The sequence below is a fragment of the Parvimonas pharyngis genome (assembly GCF_046569675.1).
Classification (GTDB): Bacteria; Bacillota; Clostridia; order Tissierellales; family Peptoniphilaceae; genus Parvimonas.
This window is the reverse complement of the sequence record NZ_JBKICJ010000002.1, coordinates 68377-85476: the sequence shown is the minus strand read 5'-3', so window position 1 is coordinate 85476 and position 17100 is coordinate 68377. Positions and strand designations below refer to the sequence as shown.

The window sequence follows — 17100 nt, the reverse complement described above, 5'->3', positions numbered from 1 at the left end:
TGTGATATGAAAAGAAGAGTTGTAATAAGTGGATTGGGTGTTGTTTCACCAATTGGAAATGATAAAGAAGAACTTTGGAATTCTATAGAAAATGGAAAATGTGGAATTGATGAAATTACTTTTTTTGATACAAGCGAACATAAGGTAAAACTTGCTGCTGAAATTAAGGATTTAGATTTTGAAAAATATTACAATAAACGTGATTTAAAATTTAATGATCGTTTTGTAAAATTTGCAAGAATAGCAACAAAACAAGCTTTTGAAGATTCTAATCTTCAAGATTTTGATAGAGATAGAACTGGAGTCATCTTAGCAAGTGGAATAGGTGGAATTGAAACTATTTCAAATTGTGAAAATGTATTAAACGAAAAAGGTCCTAGTAGAGTATCTCCATATTTTATTCCTATGGCATTGATCAATATAGCAGCAGGAACTGTAGCAATTGACTTGGATGCAAGAGGATATTGTAGTAGTGTTGTTACTGCTTGTGCTGCTGGGACAAACGCCATTGGAGAAGGCTTTTTGAAAATTAGAGATGGATACATGGATATTGTTTTTGCAGGGGGAAGTGAAGCATCAATAACACCACTTGCTGTAGCGGGCTTTGCTAGTATGAGAGCTTTAAGTGAAAGTACAGATAAAAATAGAGCTAGTATTCCTTTTGACAAAGAAAGAAATGGATTTGTAATGGGAGAAGGAAGTGCAGTTTTAGTGCTTGAAGAATTAGAACATGCTTTAAAACGTAATGCTAAAATTTATGCTGAAATTGTAGGTTATGGAAATTCTTGTGATGCTAATCATATTACTGCTCCTTTAAGTGATGGTAGTGGTGCTGGAAAAGCAATGTTAAATGCTATTAGCGATGCTGGAATTGAAGCAAAAGATATCGGATATATCAATGCTCATGGAACAAGTACTCCTTTAAACGATAAGTCAGAAACATTGGCAATAAAATATGCTTTTGGCGAAAACTTTAAAGATGTATTAGTTAGTTCTACAAAATCTGCTACAGGACATTTGCTTGGAGCAAGTGGCGCTGTTGAAGCTTTAATTACAACATTAGCATTGAAAAATTCATATATTCCTGCAACATTAAATTTAAATGAAATTGATGAAGAATGTGATTTGAATATCGTTAAAAATAAGGGATTAGAAAAGAATATTAAATATGCAATGAGTAATTCCTTAGGTTTCGGTGGACATAATGCAAGTATAATATTGAAAAAATGGGAGGACTAATATGGTTTATAATTCAAATGAAATTCAAGAAATAATACCACATAGATATCCATTTTTACTTGTAGATAGAATTGATTTTATTAATGAAGAAAAAACTGAGATAGTTGGAACAAAATGTGTAAGTGCTAATGAAATGCAGTTTATGGGACATTTTCCTAATAAGCATGTTATGCCAGGAGTTTTAATTGTTGAGGCTTTGGCTCAAACTGGCTGTGTTTTACTTCTTAGTAAAGAGGAAAACAAAGGTAAAATTGGTTATTTTGCTGGAATTAATAAAATGAGATTTAAACAAATGGTTCTACCAGGAGATGTACTTACTTTGAAGGTAAAACTAGTTAATAGTAAAGCAAATATCTATATTGCTGATGTTTGTGCAATGGTAGAAAATAAGGTTGTTTGTAGTGGTGAAATAATCTGTTCTGTAGGAAATTAAAAAAAGATATAAGTATAAGAGTTATCTTATACTTATATCTGAACTAATTAATTTGATTATTCTATCTTGAGCTTGGACTATTAAAGAGCCATTATCATCAATATCAATAGCTGTTGCATTGAATTGTTCATCATTTTGAATTACTGATATATCTTTTCCAAGTACATAAGAATTTTCTTTGTATATTTTAAGATAATCTTCCTTTTCTAAAAAATATGAATCAAAGAAATTAATTATTTCAGAAATCAGTTTGTTTCTTGAAATATCATTATTTATATTATTTTCTATTGATGTTGCAATATTTTTTAAACTTGAAGGAAAATCAAATTTTTTTACATTTATTCCAATTCCTACGATCATATTGTCAATGATGTTGGTATTAAGGTTAATTTGACTTTCGCATAGAATGCCACCAACCTTTAAATCATTTAGAATTATATCATTGACCCATTTTAATTTTACATCTAAATTACAAACAGATTTTATTGCTGAAAGAATAGCGACACTGGTTAAAATTGTAATTTTTAAACTCTCCTCTATTAAGCAATTTGGATTAATTAAAATAGACATATATATTCCAATATCTTTATTTGACATAAATTGTCTACTCTTTTTTCCATAACCATTTGTCTGCTCATTACTGATAACAATAGTACCATATTTTTTTTCATTTATTTTTGATTTTAGATATTTATTTGTTGAATTAATACTGTCAAAAATTTCAATATCATGTTCATACTTTAGATTTTGTTTAATCTCTTGTATATTTAAGTTGTTTTGTATAGTTTTCATATTGTAATTATATATAAATTTAATGAAAAAAACAACTATACTGATTTTGTATATTGACTAAAAGAAAATACTATTATATACTTTTAATAGAATTTAGGAGGATGAAAATGGCTGAGTGCAAAACGAGACAGACATTAAATGAATTATTAGTTGATTTATTTAATTTCATATTATATATACAAGAAAAATATATGAAAGAAAAGGGAGTGCCTTTAACAATGTATGAAGTTCATCTACTTGAAAATGTTTCAAAGATTGAAAATAATACAATTGGAAATATTGCAGACGCAATGTTAGTTACAAAGGGAACTCTTTCAGTAAATGCAAGTAGACTTATTAAAAAAGGATATTTAACAAAATATGTGGATAAAGAAGATAGAAGAGTTGTTAGAGTTGAAATAACTGATAAGGCAAGAGATATTTTAAAAATTCACGATGAATTCCATGAGAATTTAATTGATAGAGCTTTAGAAGATTTAAATTTATCTGATAATGAAGTTTTAAATAAAAGCTTTGAATCTATTTTGACATATTTTAAGACTGAATATAGAAAGATGAGTCAAAAATTTGAGGAACCAAAAGTTAAGGAAACTGAAATTAAAAAGATTAAAAAATTAAATATGAAAAGAAAGTTGAAATATACTGTTTAAATAGGGAATGTGGCTGTTTTTTTTAAAATCAGCCTTTTTGTTTTTTTGGTAAAAATGTGTTAAAATAATACTTAAGAATTTATATTTCAGATAGGAGATTTTTATGGTTAGTAAGGAAGAAGTAAAGAAAATTTATTATCTTGCAAACTTGAATGTAGAAGAAAACGAACTTGATGTTATTGCTAAAAAGTTTGATGATGTTCTTGTTTTTGCTAATGAAATTATGGAACTTGATACTTCAGAATGTGAAGAACTAGAAATAGTTGTTGAACACAACAGCCCGTTGAGAGAAGATGTTGTTGAAGAAAGTATTTCAAGAGAAGATGCACTTTTAAATGCAAGTGACAAAGAGTATGGATATTTTAGATTACAAAGGGTTGTGAAATAATGGATATTTTAAGTATAAGAGAAGATTTTATCAGCGGTAAAGTGGACCTAGTTTCCTTTTATAGTGATGTTATAAAGAGAATTGAAGATAAAAAAGAATTAAATATTTTCCTTGATTTTTCAAAAGAAAAAGTTATGGAAAGAGTTGAATTTTTAAATAATAAATTAAAGAATAAAGAAAAATTAGGATCTCTTTTTGGAATTTCTGTTTCCATTAAGGACAATATTTTAGTTAAGGGATATAAAAATACATGTGGCTCAAAAATTTTAGAAAATTATTCTCCGATTTTTAATGCTACAATTATTGACAGACTTTTAGAAGAAGATGCTGTAATCTTAGGAAAAGTTAATATGGATGAATTTGCAATGGGAGGTTCAGGTGAAACTTCTTATTTTGGAGCAACAAAAAACCCTCTAGATGAGATTTTAATACCAGGAGGATCTTCTTCAGGTTCTGCAAGTAGTGTAAGTGCTGACCTCGCGATGATTAGTTTAGGTTCTGATACGGGTGGCTCTGTAAGAAATCCTGCGTCTTTCTGTGCTTGTGTAGGTTACAAACCAACATATGGAATGATTTCAAGATATGGTGTTGTTTCAATGGCAAGCAGTTTAGACCAAGTTGGTATTTTATCAAATGATGTTAAATCAATTTTACCTGTTATAAATACAATTGGTGGAGTTGATAAGATGGATGCAGTTACTATGAGAGATACTGTTGATTTTAAAGAAGATAATAACTTTTCAATCAAAGGGCTAAAAATTGCTACTGTTTCTAATATTGAAGAATATGAAATTGATGATGTTGTTCTAAGTGATTATAAAAAAGCTATCGAAAATTTAAAGAGTCAAGGAGCAATAATCGAAGAAGTAGATTTTAAATATATTAAACATTCAACAAATGTATACAATGTTGTTATGAGTGCAGAAGTTTCAAGTAATATGTCTAGATTTGACGGTATCAGATATGGATATAGAACTGAAAATTATGACTCAACAAGAGAATTATTTACAAATACAAGAAGTGAAGGTTTTGGAGAAGAAGTTCAAAGAAGAATTGCAATGGGAACTTTCTATTTAGCAAGTTCTAATAACCAAGTACTTTATAAAAAAGGTTTGAAAGTTAGAGATTTGATTAGTAAAGAAGTAAATAAAGTTCTTTCAGAATATGATTTTATTTTAACTCCAACAACTACTTGTCTTCCTGGTAAGATAGGTGCTGAAAAGGATAATGCTTTAAAATCTTATGCTGGGGATACTTTTAATGTTCCAGTTAACTTTGCAGGTCTTCCTGCTATTTCTATTCCTTTAAATCTTAAGAAAATTGGCGGAAGCGTTCAATTTATAGCTAAGAGATTTGATGATGAAAAATTATTAAATCTTGCAATGAATTTTGAAAGGGGGCTTTAATATGAGTTTAAAGACAATAATAGGACTTGAAATTCACGTTGAATTACAAACTGATACAAAAATGTTCTGTGGTTGTAAAAATGAATATGGTTGTCCTCCAAATACTAATGTATGTCCTACATGTTTAGGTCATCCTGGAACTCTTCCAAGAATAAATAAAAGAGCTATTGAATATGCAATTATGGCTGGAAATGCGTTTAATTGTGAAATTTCTATGGATATGAAAATGGATAGAAAAAAATATTTTTATCCAGACTTGGTTAAGGGTTATCAAATTACTCAAGAGAGAACTCCTATTTGTAAAAATGGATATATAGAAATTGATACTGAAAATGGAGTTAAAAAACTTAGATTACAAAGAATTCATATTGAAGAAGATACAGGAAAATCAATTCATAATGAAAGTGGTCATACTCTTATGGACTATAATAGAGCTGGGGTTCCACTAATTGAAATTGTATCAGAACCTGATATGAATAGTCCTGAAGAAGCTATTGCGTTTTTAACAAATTTAAAAGAAACAATTAAGTATCTTGGAATTTCAGATGTTAAAATGGAAGAAGGATCTCTTCGTTGTGATGTAAACTTAAATGTTGTTGATGAAGAAAGTGGATTTAAAACAAAAATTACTGAAATTAAAAACTTAAACTCATTTAAGGCTGCACTTCGTGCTATGGAATATGAACAAAAAAGACATATAGAAAATATTAAGAATAACGTAGTTGGTGAAAAGGAAACAAGACGTTGGGATGAATCAAAGTTAGAAACTATAATTATGCGTCATAAAGAAGAAGGAAATGATTATAGATTTAGTGTTGAGCCTGATATTCCATATATCAAACTTGAAAAAGATTTTGTTGAAAAAATTAAGGAAAGAATGCCAGAACTTCCAAAGAATAAGAAAAATAGATTTTTGAGTGAATACAAACTTTCAGAATATGATGCAAATGTATTAACTCAAAATAAATATTTATCTGAATATTTTGAAAAAGTCGTTCAAAAGGTTAATGATGCAACTTTAGTATCAAACTGGTTACTTTCTGATGTGTTAAGAAGAGTTAAAGATTTAGAAATTGAATTTGAAGAAATTCCATTAAATATTGAATCTTTTGCAAGTCTATTAAAATTAGTAAAAGAAAATAAAATTAATGCTAATGTTGGTAAAAAACTTCTTAGAGAATTATTTGAAGATGGAGATTTTGATCCACTAAAAGTTGTTGAAGAAAGAGGATTAATCCAAATTTCTGATGACAGTGCATTAATTGAGATAGTTGAAGAAGTTTTAAAGAATAATCCATCTTCAATAGAAGACTATAAGAACGGGAAAGATAGAGCTTTAGGATTCTTAATGGGACAATGTATGAAGGCTTCTAAAGGTAAGGGAAATCCTCAAAAATTCAATGAATTAATTTTAGAAAGGTTAGTTTAATGAAAAAGGTTGCATTATCTACAGATAATAAGAATAAAATTAAAGAAATATTTGATATTTTAAATAAATACGATTTTGAAATAGTAACTAAAAGTGAATTAGGTGTTACTGAAGAATTTGAAGAAATTTATGATACACTTGAAGGAAACTCAAAACTTAAAGCGGAAAAGTTAAGAGAATACTGTTCATATGCTGTTTTAGCTGATGATACTGGACTTTTTGTAAATGCTTTAAATGGAGAGCCAGGAGTTCTATCTGCAAGATATGCTGGAGAGCATGGAGATAGTGATGCAAATAGAAAAAAACTTTTAAAAAATCTTGAAGGTAAAACAGATAGAAGTGCATATTTTAAAACGGTAATGGTTTTTGTCGATGAAAATGGAAAAGAATATGTTGCAAAGGGTATTCTAAAGGGTACTATTTCATTAGAAGAACGTGGAGAAAATGGCTTTGGATATGATAAGATTTTTGTTCCAGAAAATATGGACAAAACTTTGGCAGAAATTGCGCCTGAGGAAAAAAATAAATTTAGTCATAGAAAAAGAGCATTAGAAGATTTAAAAAATATTTTAGGTGATAAGTATGATAATAGCAGTTGTTAGTGATACTCACGGAATTGTACTTCCAGTAGCATATAGCTTACAAAGAAACAAGGTTGATATAGTTCTACATCTTGGAGATAATGCTTCAGATGCGAAAAAAATTGAACAAATAACTGGAATGGAAATTTATGCCGTTGCTGGAAACTGTGATGAGAATTCAAAAGATGTACCAGAAGAATTAGTTTTAGAAATTAGAAGAAAGAAATTCTTTTTAACTCATGGTCATAATTATGATGTTGATAATGGTATTGATAAAATAGTTGAAAAAGCTAAAGAAGTCGGAGCAGACTATGCTCTTTTTGGGCATACTCATGTGCATTTAAGAGAAAGAGTTGATGGAATAACTGTGTTGAATCCAGGTAGTACAACTCTTCCAAGAAAGGGAGATACAAAAGGTTACTATATAGTAAACTTAATTGAAAAAAGTGTAAATAGAATAAACTTAAAATAATCAGCTTAATAACCGATCAAATGGTCGGTTATTAGCTGATTTTTTCTAAGGAGTCATAAATGAAAGTAAAAAAAATAGGAATAGTAAGTCTATCGAGCGGAATTTTAGGAGAAGATTTTGTCTCTCATGAAGTTAAAATTGGAATTGAAAGACTTAAAAAATATGGAATAGAAGTTGAATTTTTACCTAACTCAACAAAGGGGATTGAATTTTTAAAAAATAACCCAAAAGCAAGAGCAAAAGATTTAATAGATGCTTTTAAAGATGATTCGATTGATATGATTTTATGTGCAATAGGTGGAGACGATACTTATAGATTATTGCCTTATCTGTTTGAAAATAATGAATTAGAAATGGCAGTAAAGCAGAAAATATTTTTAGGTTTTTCGGACACAACAATGAATCATTTTATGCTTAACAAAGTAGGAATAAAAACATTCTATGGACAGGCCTTTCTCCCTGATGTCTGCGAATTGTCAAAAGAAATGCTACCATATTCAAAGCATTTTTTTGAAGAATTGATTAATAACGGAGAAATTAAAGAAATTTATCCTAGTGATGTTTGGTATAATGAGAGAGAAGACTTTAGCGAAAAAGCTATAGGAATTTCTATGGAAGAGCATCATAATGATGGATTTGAATTAATAAGAGGAAATGCAAAATTCGAAGGTAAAATATTGGGAGGATGTCTAGATTCTATATTTGATATTTTTGATAATTCAAGATATAAAGATACGGTATATCTATGTCAAAAATATAATTTGTTTCCAAGTTTGGATGAGTGGAAGAATAAAATATTGCTACTAGAAACTAGCGAAGAAAGGCCTAAACCTGAGCTATTTAGAAAGATGATTCTTAAACTTGAAGAATATGGAATATTTGATGTTATTTCAGGTTTGATTATCGGAAAGCCACAAAATGAAGAGTATTATGAAGAGTATAAACAAATTCTTCTAGATGAAATAAAAAACAAAGATTTATCCATTGTATATAATATAAATGTGGGACACAGCACTCCAAGATGTATAATTCCATTTGGAGTAAATGCAAAAGTAGATATTGAAAGGCAAATTATAGAATTTAAAGAATAAACATATGAGTAAAAATATAGAAAAGAAAAGAAATAGAGAGAAAAAAGTAATAACAGAAATGATAAGACTCTATTGCAAGAAAAATCACAAAAATGGAGAATTATGTGATGAATGTAAAGAAGTTTTAGAATATTCTCTGAAAAGGATTGACCATTGTAGATATATGGAAACTAAAACTTTTTGTGCAAATTGTAAAACTCCATGCTATAGTCCACAAATGAAAGAAAAAATCAAAAAGATAATGAAATTTTCTGGTCCTAGAATGTTGATTTACCATCCAATATTGGTTGTTTATCATATTATAAGTGGAGCAAAAAAACAAAAATAAAAAAATTTTTTAAATAAAAGAAATTTATTGAATAAAATAAGCTGGAATACTGTCGTAAAAAGTTGAGTTTTTATTGAAATTTAAATATTTATTAACAGTGTTCTTTCTTATTTATCACTGACATTAATTGATTTTCATAATATATTAAACATAGGAAAAATAACGTAAATTTTATGTTTTAGTCTATTAAAAATAATGTTTGTGAAAAAGATTTTTTATAAAAAACACTTGAAATAAATAAAAAAAAGGTTTATAATAATCCTATGATTAAAATGGGGGAGAATTTTTGATTTTTTTTGAAAAAATTCAACTTTGTTTTATCGTAACATACAAAATGGTGTTTTAAATTGGTATTAATTATAAAATTTTTCTGTTGTAGTTGTAATAGTTATGAAAATGTTATTTTTAATTTAAATTTAAAGTATCGTTCAATATTAGGAGGTGATGAAATGACTACTGATGCTATAAACAGAGTTAAAGAAGCAGAGATGAAAGCGAAATCTTTACTTGATGAAGCTAAACAACAAGCTATTGCTTTGAAGAAGAATTCAGAAAAAGAGTGTGAAAGCATTTCTGAAAAAGTTATTAGTGATGCTAATAAAAAAGCCGAAGAAATCAAGTTTAGCTTAATTAATGAGGGAGAAATGCTAGCAAAACCTGTTATTGAAAAAGCTAGGATTGACGTGGATCTCATTAAATCTGTTGACGACAAAAAGTTAGAATCTGTGGTTAATTCAATAGTAGAGAGGATTGTGAGTGTAAATGGCAATAGTTAAGATGAAGAAATTCACTTTGTTTGCTTTTGAAGCTGAGAGAAAGCGATTGCTAGAAGAACTTCAAAGATTTGGTTATGTAAACTTTTCGAAATCTGATCCTATTGAGGAATTTGATTATCTTAAAGATGTAGAAGTATCTACAGTAGGTAATAACTATGTAGAAGAATCTACAAGAATAAAATGGATGATTGATTATGTAGGGAGATTCGTTGAGAAGGAAAAAGGTTTATCCGCTTTGAAGAAAGGTCCCGTAGTTTATACATTTAATGAACTTGAAAAAGAGGCTAATTCTTATGATTATATTCCAGATTTTAATGAATTGAGTGAGATTAGTAAAAAGATTGATTCAAATAATCAAAAGATTACAGCCATAGACAATTCCATTAAAGAGATATCACCTTGGAAGTCTATTAAAGAACCTATTGAAGATTTGAATTCATTTAGGAAGTTAAAATTTATTATGGGATACTTACCAACAAAGAGTCTTGAAAAATTTAAAACTTCAATTGTTGATTTAAAATCAACATATTTTGAAGAAATAGATATCGTTGGTAGAAATTCATATTGTATTATTTTTACAAATCAGCTTGAAAAAGAAGCAGTTTATGAAAATTTAAGATTAAATGGTTTTTCTGAAGTTAATCTTGAAATCAAAGGTGTAGTTTCTGAAGAAATTCAAAGACTAGAAGATGAAAAGAGAATCTTAGAAGAAGAAAATTCTAAGTTGACTGATGAAATTAAGAAATTTACAGTTAATCTTCAAAAGATGCAAAGCATTTATGAGTACTATCAAAATTTATCTCTTAGAAATACAGTGGTTTCAAATTTTAAAGCCACTGATAAGCTAGATATTATCCAAGGATATATTCCTGCTGACAAAGAGAATAATTTTAAGGAGCTACTTGAAAAACTTTCAGCATCTAAGGTTTATTTAGAAATTGAAGATGCAAAAAAAGATGATCCGGATGTTCCAATCATCTTAAAGAATAATAAAATAGCATCACTTTTTGAATCAGTTACAAAAATGTATGCTCTTCCAAAATATGATGAAGTCGATCCTACATTTATATTATCAATATTTTATTGGATATTCTTTGGAATGATGGTTGCAGACTTTGCTTATGGATTGATTTTATTTATTGGTTCAGGAATAGCATTAAAGACATTGAAGTTTAATGATTCGACAAAGAAATTTTTAAAATTTTTCTTCGCCCTTAGTTTTTCAACTATGATATGGGGATTAATTTACGGTTCAGCTTTCGGTGATTTGATTACTTTACCAACTCAAATATTGGACTCTTCAAAAGACTTTATGACTGTTCTGATGTTATCTTTAGCATTTGGTGGAGTACATTTAGCTTTTGGATTAGGAATGAAAGCATATGTTTTAATAAAAAACGGTAATCCTATGGATGCATTCTACGATGTATTCCTTTGGTACTTAACTTTAACAACTGTTATTTTAGTTATTGTTGGAAAGGTAATAACACTTCCAAGTATAGTAAATACAATAGCATTTTATGGAATGATAGTTGGTATGTTAGGAATCATTGCATTCGGAGCTAGAGATTCAAAAAGCATTGCCGGAAGAATAGCTGGTGGATTATATTCACTATATGGAATAACTTCATATATAGGTGATTTTGTTTCATATTTAAGACTTATGGCTCTTGGACTTGCAGGTGGATTTATTGCTGTAGCGATTAATATTATCGTAAAAATGCTTGTAGGCGGAGGAATTGTAGGTATTATTTTTGGAGTAATAGTTTTCGTATTTGCTCAATTATTTAATATATTCTTAAGTTTCTTATCAGCTTATGTTCATACTTCAAGACTTATGTATGTAGAATTTTTCAGTAAATTCTATGAAGGTGGCGGAAAAGCGTTCAAGAAATTTAGAAGTGAAAATAAATATATAGAAGTAAAATAATTCTAAAAAAAATAAAAAAAAACAAACGAAAAGGAGATTTTGTTATGAAAGATTTTATGGCTGTATTAGCAGAAAATGGTGGAGTTGTATTTGGTATATTAGGAGCAGCACTAGCTGTATTATTAGCAGGTATTGGATCTGCAAGAGGTGTTCAAATGGCAGGGGAAGCTGCTGCAGGATTAGTTATTGATGAACCAGAAAAATTTGGTAAAGCAATGGTATTACAATTATTACCAGGTACACAAGGACTTTACGGATTTGTAATTGGACTTTTCATAATGTTTAAATTAAGAGTAGATATGAGCTTAGTTGAAGGTTTATACTATGTTATGGTTTCATTACCAGTTGGTATCGTTGGATTAAAATCAGCTTATTACCAAGCGAGAGTAGCTGTTGCAGGTATTAATATCTTAGCTAAAAACGAAGAACATCAAACAAAAGGTATTATCCTTGCAGTAATGGTTGAAACTTACGCAATCTTAGCATTTGCAATGTCATTCTTACTACTTTCAAGCGTTGCATTCAAATAAAAAGCATTAAATAAAATAAAAGGGATGTGATTGAATGTCTAATTTGGACAATATAATAGATGAAATCCTTCAAGATGCTAAAAATGAATCTGAAAAAATAGTAGAAGATGCTAAAAGTGATGTTGCAGATCTTGTTGGAAAAACAGAAAGTGAAGCTCAAAAAAAGGCTGACAAGATAGTTGAAAAAGCAAAAGTAGAGGGCGCACAATCTAAAGATAGAATAATCTCAAACTCAAGTTTAACAGCAAGAGATATGGTTTTGGTTGCAAAACAAGAAATGATAAATAAAGTTTTTGAATTGACTAAAGAAAAATTAAAAACATTAAATCATGAAGATTATTTAAGTTTTGTAGAAAATTCTCTAAAGAAATTAGAAGTTAAAGAAGATAGTGAAATTATTCTTACAGAAAGCGAAAAGAAACTTGCAGGAGAAAAATTGTTTGGTATTAAGGTATCAGAAGATACTGTTGAAAGTGGATTTTCACTAAGAAATGGAAAAATAATTTTAAATAACGAATTTTCAAGTTTAATAGATTTAGTAAAGGAAGACTTGGAACAAGAAGTAGCAGAAAAGTTATTTAGTTAATAGGAGGTGTATTATGGATAGAGAAAATTTTATCCAATCAAGTGTTAGAATTCGTCATGCTGAGAAAAAACTCCTTACTAAACAACAACTTCAAAGACTTGCAGATGCAAAAAATCTTGAAGATGCAATTAAGTTGCTAAATGAAACTTCTTATTCAAGCGAACTTTCAAAACTAGATAGACCAGAGAATTATGAACAGGTTTTATCAGAAGTTTTGAATAAGACATACAAAGAGGCAATGGAAATTTCTCCAGAGAAGTCCTTAGTTGAAATTCTTTCTTGTAAATATGATTATCATAACTTAAAAGTTTTGGTAAAAGAAAATATTTTAAAAGAAAAATTTGACTCCATGTATTGTATGTTAGATGGAAATGAAATTGAAGCATTTAGAGAATTAGCTTTAAAAAATGATGAGGGATTATCAAAAGATTTTAAGGAATGTTTAGATTTCTTTGAAACTACTAAAGATCCTCAAGACATTGATATCTTTATAGATAAAAAATATTTTGAAAAAGTTTTAAGTTTAGCAGAAGGATTTAAACTTGAAATGATTACAGAATATTTTAAAGCTATGATTGATTTTATAAATCTTAGAACTTTCATAAGATGTAGAAAACAAAATCAAGTAAAGGAAACTTTAGAAAAAGTTTTAATTAAAGGTGGAGATGTTGAAACTGATAAGATTTTAGATATGTTTTATGAAGATATAGAAATTTTACCTGTTAAGTTAAAAGCATATAAAATTGGTAGAGTTCTTTCTAAAATCGTTGAAGAGTATAAAAACACTAATTCTCTTAATAGTTTTGAAAAAAGTATGGATGACTATTTAGTTGAAATTGTAAGAAAAGCTAAATCCATCCATTATGGAGCAGAAGTTATTTTTAGTTTCCTTTTTGCTAAAGAATTGGAAATTAAGAATTTAAGACTTATTTTAGTAGGAAAAGTCAATGGATTATCTGCTGATTTTATTAAGGAAAGGTTGCGTGAAGTTTATGTATAAGATAGCTGTAATTGGCGATAAGGATTCAGTTCTTGCCTTTAGAGCTCTTGGAGTTCATGTATTTACTGCAATCGAAGGTAATGAAGCCAGAAGAATTATTGACAAACTAGCAAAAGAAGAATATGGAATTATTTTTGTTACTGAACAATTAGCACAAGAAATTCCAGAAACTATTCAAAGATATAACAATGAAGTTATTCCAGCAGTAATTTTAATACCTAGCAACAGAGGTAGTTTGAATATAGGCTTAGATAATATCAACAAGAATGTTGAAAAAGCTGTTGGATCAAATATATTATAGAAAGCGAGGGCTTATATTGAAAGTCGGTAAAGTTATTAAAGTTTCCGGACCTCTTGTAGTTGCAGAAGGAATGGAAGATGCGAACGTATATGATGTTGTTGAAGTTTCTGATAATAAGCTCATTGGAGAAATTATAGAAATGAGAGGCGACAAAGCCTCAATCCAAGTTTATGAAGAAACAACTGGTATAGGACCTGGAGATGTTGTAGTATCAACAGGTAATCCACTTTCTATTGAACTTGGACCTGGAATGATAGAACAAATGTTCGACGGTATTCAAAGACCTCTTGAAGCTCTTCAAGCTAAAGCAGGAGATTTTCTTTTAAGAGGTGTAAGCGTATTACCATTAAATAGAGAAAAGAAATGGGATTTTGTACCAACAGTAAATGTTGGAGATGAAGTTTCAGAAGGAAATGTAATCGGTACAGTACAAGAAACATCAGTTGTTTCTCACAAGATTATGGTTCCACCATCAGTAAGTGGTAAAATTGTAGAAATTAATTCAGGAGAACATACTGTTGATGAAATTATCTGCAAAATTGAAACTGAAAATGGAATTAAAGAATTAAATATGATTCAAAAATGGCCAGTTCGTCGTGGACGTCCATATTCAAGAAAATTGGATCCAGTTAGACCGCTTGTAACAGGTCAAAGAATTATAGATACATTCTTCCCAGTTGCAAAAGGTGGAGCTGCTGCTATTCCAGGACCTTTCGGTTCAGGAAAAACAGTTGTTCAACACCAACTTGCTAAATGGGCAGATGCAGAAATTGTTGTTTATGTAGGTTGTGGAGAACGTGGAAACGAAATGACTGACGTTCTTATGGAATTCCCAGAAATTATTGACCCTAAGACTGGCGAATCACTTATGAAAAGAACAGTTCTTATAGCAAATACTTCTAACATGCCAGTAGCTGCTCGTGAAGCTTCTATATACACAGGTATTACTATTGGAGAATACTTTAGAGATATGGGATATTCAGTAGCACTTATGGCTGACTCAACATCTCGTTGGGCAGAAGCGCTTCGTGAAATGTCTGGTCGTCTTGAAGAAATGCCTGGTGACGAAGGTTACCCTGCATATCTTGCATCAAGAGTTGCAGACTTCTATGAAAGAGCTGGATTTGTTAAATGTTTAGGTGAAGATAGAGAAGGTGCTTTAACTGTAATCGGAGCCGTTTCTCCTCCAGGTGGAGATATTTCTGAACCAGTTTCACAAGCAACACTTAGAATTGTAAAAGTATTCTGGGGACTTGACTATGCATTATCATACAGAAGACATTTCCCAGCTATTAACTGGTTGAACTCTTATTCACTATATCAACATAAAATGGATAAATTTATGGATGAAAATATAAATAAAAAATTCTCAGAACATAGAATTCAATCAATGGCACTTTTACAAGAAGAATCTAATTTACAAGAAGTTGTACGTCTTGTAGGTAGAGATTCACTTTCAGAAGCAGATCAATTAAAGCTTGAAGTTGCTAAGTCTTTAAGAGAAGATTTCTTACAACAAAATGCTTTCCATGAAGTTGATACTTATTGTTCACTTCCAAAACAATTCAAAATGTTAGAAGTTATTTTAGGATTCTATGAAGAAGCTAAAAAAGCTTTAAATTCAGGTGTTTATCTTGATGAAATTTTGAAGATTAATTCTCGTGAAGGAATAACAAGAAGTAAAAATATTTCTGAAAATGAATTAGAAAAATTTGACACATTATTTGAAACAGTTAAAGCTGATATTGAAAAATTAATAAGCGAAGGAGGTAACTCTAATGCTTAAAGAGTATAAGACAGTAAAAGAAGTAGTAGGACCTTTGATGGTTGTTGAAGGTGTCGAAGGAGTTAAGTACGAAGAGTTAGTTGAAGTTAGACTTCAAAACGGAGAAAAGAGAAGAGGAAAAGTTCTTGAAATTAATGGAGATAAAGCAATGGTTCAATTGTTTGAAGGCTCATCAGGAATTAACCTAAGAGATACAACTTGTAGATTTTTAGGTCATCCACTTGAACTTGGCGTTTCTGAAGATATGATTGGTAGAATCTTTGACGGACTTGGTAATCCTATTGATAAAGGACCTAAGATTATTCCTGAAATGAAGATTGATATTAATGGCTCTCCAATTAACCCTGTATCAAGAGACTATCCTTCAGAATTTATTCAAACAGGTATTTCTACAATAGATGGACTTAATACATTAGTTAGAGGACAAAAGTTACCTATTTTCTCAGGTTCAGGTCTTCCTCATAACAATGTAGCAGCACAAATCGCTAGACAAGCAAGAGTACTTGGTGGTGGAGAAAAATTCGCCGTAGTATTCGGGGCAATGGGTATTACTTTTGAAGAAGCTCAATTCTTTATTGATGACTTTACAAAAACTGGTGCGATAGATAGAGCTGTTCTATTTATGAACCTTGCTAATGACCCTGCAATCGAAAGAATTGCAACTCCTCGTATGGCTCTTACTTGTGCAGAATATTTAGCATTTGAAAAAGGAATGCATGTTTTGGTAATCTTAACTGACCTTACAAATTATGCTGAAGCACTTCGTGAAGTTTCTGCAGCCAGAAAAGAAGTTCCAGGACGTCGTGGATATCCAGGTTACCTATATACTGACCTTTCAACAATTTATGAAAGAGCCGGAAGACTTAAAGGAAGACCAGGATCAATTACACAAATTCCTATTTTAACAATGCCTGAAGATGATATTACTCACCCAATTCCTGACCTTACAGGATATATCACTGAAGGACAAATTATTCTTTCAAGAGAATTATACAAACAAGGTATTCAACCACCAATCTTTGTAATTCCATCATTATCAAGACTTAAAGATAAAGGTATCGGTAAAGGAAAGACAAGAGAAGATCATGCTGATACAATGAACCAAATCTATGCTGGATATGCATCTGGTAGAGAAGCTCGTGAATTAGCAGTAATCTTAGGTGAATCAGCATTATCAGAAGCAGATAAAGCATTTGCAAAATTTGCAGACGCTTTTGATAAGAGATATGTTGACCAAGGATACGAAACAAATAGAACTATAGAAGAAACTTTAAACTTAGGTTGGGAATTATTAAGTATAGTTCCAAGAACAGAACTTAAGAGAATTAGAGAGGAATATATTGATAAATATTTAGGAAAGACAGAATAAAGGGGAGATATAG

General features: G+C 29.7%; 19 protein-coding genes. 18 read left to right on the top strand and 1 reads right to left on the bottom strand.

Going from position 1 to position 17100, the window contains the following annotated elements:
- Positions 1-6 precede the first annotated feature (6 nt).
- Positions 7-1239: a beta-ketoacyl-ACP synthase II gene (fabF, locus tag ACLGL0_RS02715; RefSeq protein ID WP_411010261.1), complete on the top strand. Its 1233-nt coding sequence runs from the start codon at positions 7-9 to the stop codon at positions 1237-1239.
- A 1-nt stretch (position 1240) separates the two neighbouring features.
- Complete coding sequence (fabZ, locus tag ACLGL0_RS02710) at positions 1241-1672, top strand: 3-hydroxyacyl-ACP dehydratase FabZ (RefSeq protein WP_313961726.1); 432 nt, start codon at positions 1241-1243, stop codon at positions 1670-1672.
- A gap of 21 nt (positions 1673-1693) precedes the next feature.
- Here the strand turns inward: fabZ and ACLGL0_RS02705 are convergent, their stop codons facing one another.
- On the bottom strand, positions 1694-2464 hold the full coding sequence (locus ACLGL0_RS02705) for a biotin--[acetyl-CoA-carboxylase] ligase (protein ID WP_411013529.1): 771 nt from the start codon (positions 2462-2464) through the stop codon (positions 1694-1696).
- Positions 2465-2571: 107 nt separating this feature from the next.
- Between ACLGL0_RS02705 and ACLGL0_RS02700 the strand changes: the two genes are divergently transcribed.
- From ACLGL0_RS02700 to ACLGL0_RS02625, 16 genes are all read left to right on the top strand, one after another.
- On the top strand, positions 2572-3114 hold the full coding sequence (locus tag ACLGL0_RS02700) for a MarR family winged helix-turn-helix transcriptional regulator (protein WP_314558468.1): 543 nt from the start codon (positions 2572-2574) through the stop codon (positions 3112-3114).
- A 103-nt stretch (positions 3115-3217) separates the two neighbouring features.
- Positions 3218-3502 carry an Asp-tRNA(Asn)/Glu-tRNA(Gln) amidotransferase subunit GatC gene (gatC, locus tag ACLGL0_RS02695; RefSeq protein WP_233056122.1) on the top strand — a complete coding sequence of 95 codons (285 nt, stop codon included), beginning with the start codon at positions 3218-3220 and terminating at the stop codon, positions 3500-3502.
- The gene (gatA, locus tag ACLGL0_RS02690; RefSeq protein ID WP_411013528.1) at positions 3502-4908 is read left to right on the top strand and encodes an Asp-tRNA(Asn)/Glu-tRNA(Gln) amidotransferase subunit GatA; all 1407 of its coding nucleotides are present in this window, start codon (positions 3502-3504) and stop codon (positions 4906-4908) included. The genes gatC and gatA overlap by 1 nt, the downstream gene beginning before the upstream one ends.
- Before the next feature lies 1 nt (position 4909).
- Positions 4910-6337: an Asp-tRNA(Asn)/Glu-tRNA(Gln) amidotransferase subunit GatB gene (gene gatB, locus ACLGL0_RS02685; protein WP_411013527.1), complete on the top strand. Its 1428-nt coding sequence runs from the start codon at positions 4910-4912 to the stop codon at positions 6335-6337.
- Positions 6337-6939: an RdgB/HAM1 family non-canonical purine NTP pyrophosphatase gene (rdgB, locus tag ACLGL0_RS02680; protein ID WP_314558474.1), complete on the top strand. Its 603-nt coding sequence runs from the start codon at positions 6337-6339 to the stop codon at positions 6937-6939. Before gatB ends, rdgB begins: the two co-directional genes overlap by 1 nt.
- Positions 6920-7390: a YfcE family phosphodiesterase gene (locus ACLGL0_RS02675; RefSeq protein WP_411013526.1), complete on the top strand. Its 471-nt coding sequence runs from the start codon at positions 6920-6922 to the stop codon at positions 7388-7390. The genes rdgB and ACLGL0_RS02675 overlap by 20 nt, the downstream gene beginning before the upstream one ends.
- A 59-nt stretch (positions 7391-7449) precedes the next feature.
- Positions 7450-8481 carry a S66 family peptidase gene (locus tag ACLGL0_RS02670; RefSeq protein ID WP_411013525.1) on the top strand — a complete coding sequence of 344 codons (1032 nt, stop codon included), beginning with the start codon at positions 7450-7452 and terminating at the stop codon, positions 8479-8481.
- A 4-nt stretch (positions 8482-8485) separates the two neighbouring features.
- Positions 8486-8809: a nitrous oxide-stimulated promoter family protein gene (locus tag ACLGL0_RS02665; protein ID WP_314558478.1), complete on the top strand. Its 324-nt coding sequence runs from the start codon at positions 8486-8488 to the stop codon at positions 8807-8809.
- Positions 8810-9156: 347 nt separating this feature from the next.
- Positions 9157-9585, top strand: coding sequence for a hypothetical protein (locus tag ACLGL0_RS02660; protein ID WP_411013524.1), 429 nt, complete (start codon positions 9157-9159; stop codon positions 9583-9585).
- A complete protein-coding gene (locus ACLGL0_RS02655) occupies positions 9572-11515 on the top strand; it encodes a V-type ATP synthase subunit I (RefSeq protein ID WP_411013523.1) in 1944 nt (647 codons plus the stop codon). The genes ACLGL0_RS02660 and ACLGL0_RS02655 overlap by 14 nt, the downstream gene beginning before the upstream one ends.
- A gap of 44 nt (positions 11516-11559) precedes the next feature.
- Entirely contained in the window at positions 11560-12045 is a 486-nt protein-coding gene (locus ACLGL0_RS02650; protein ID WP_411013522.1) for a V-type ATP synthase subunit K, read from the top strand.
- Between the two features lie 34 nt (positions 12046-12079).
- Complete coding sequence (locus ACLGL0_RS02645) at positions 12080-12631, top strand: V-type ATP synthase subunit E (protein ID WP_411013521.1); 552 nt, start codon at positions 12080-12082, stop codon at positions 12629-12631.
- Between the two features lie 13 nt (positions 12632-12644).
- Entirely contained in the window at positions 12645-13631 is a 987-nt protein-coding gene (locus ACLGL0_RS02640; protein ID WP_411013520.1) for a V-type ATP synthase subunit C, read from the top strand.
- Entirely contained in the window at positions 13624-13932 is a 309-nt protein-coding gene (locus ACLGL0_RS02635; protein WP_233056135.1) for a V-type ATP synthase subunit F, read from the top strand. The genes ACLGL0_RS02640 and ACLGL0_RS02635 overlap by 8 nt, the downstream gene beginning before the upstream one ends.
- Before the next feature lie 16 nt (positions 13933-13948).
- On the top strand, positions 13949-15718 hold the full coding sequence (locus tag ACLGL0_RS02630; protein ID WP_411013519.1) for a V-type ATP synthase subunit A: 1770 nt from the start codon (positions 13949-13951) through the stop codon (positions 15716-15718).
- Positions 15711-17087 (top strand): V-type ATP synthase subunit B, encoded by a 1377-nt coding sequence (locus ACLGL0_RS02625; RefSeq protein ID WP_233056138.1) that lies wholly within the window; start codon positions 15711-15713, stop codon positions 17085-17087. Before ACLGL0_RS02630 ends, ACLGL0_RS02625 begins: the two co-directional genes overlap by 8 nt.
- Positions 17088-17100: the final 13 nt, after the last annotated feature.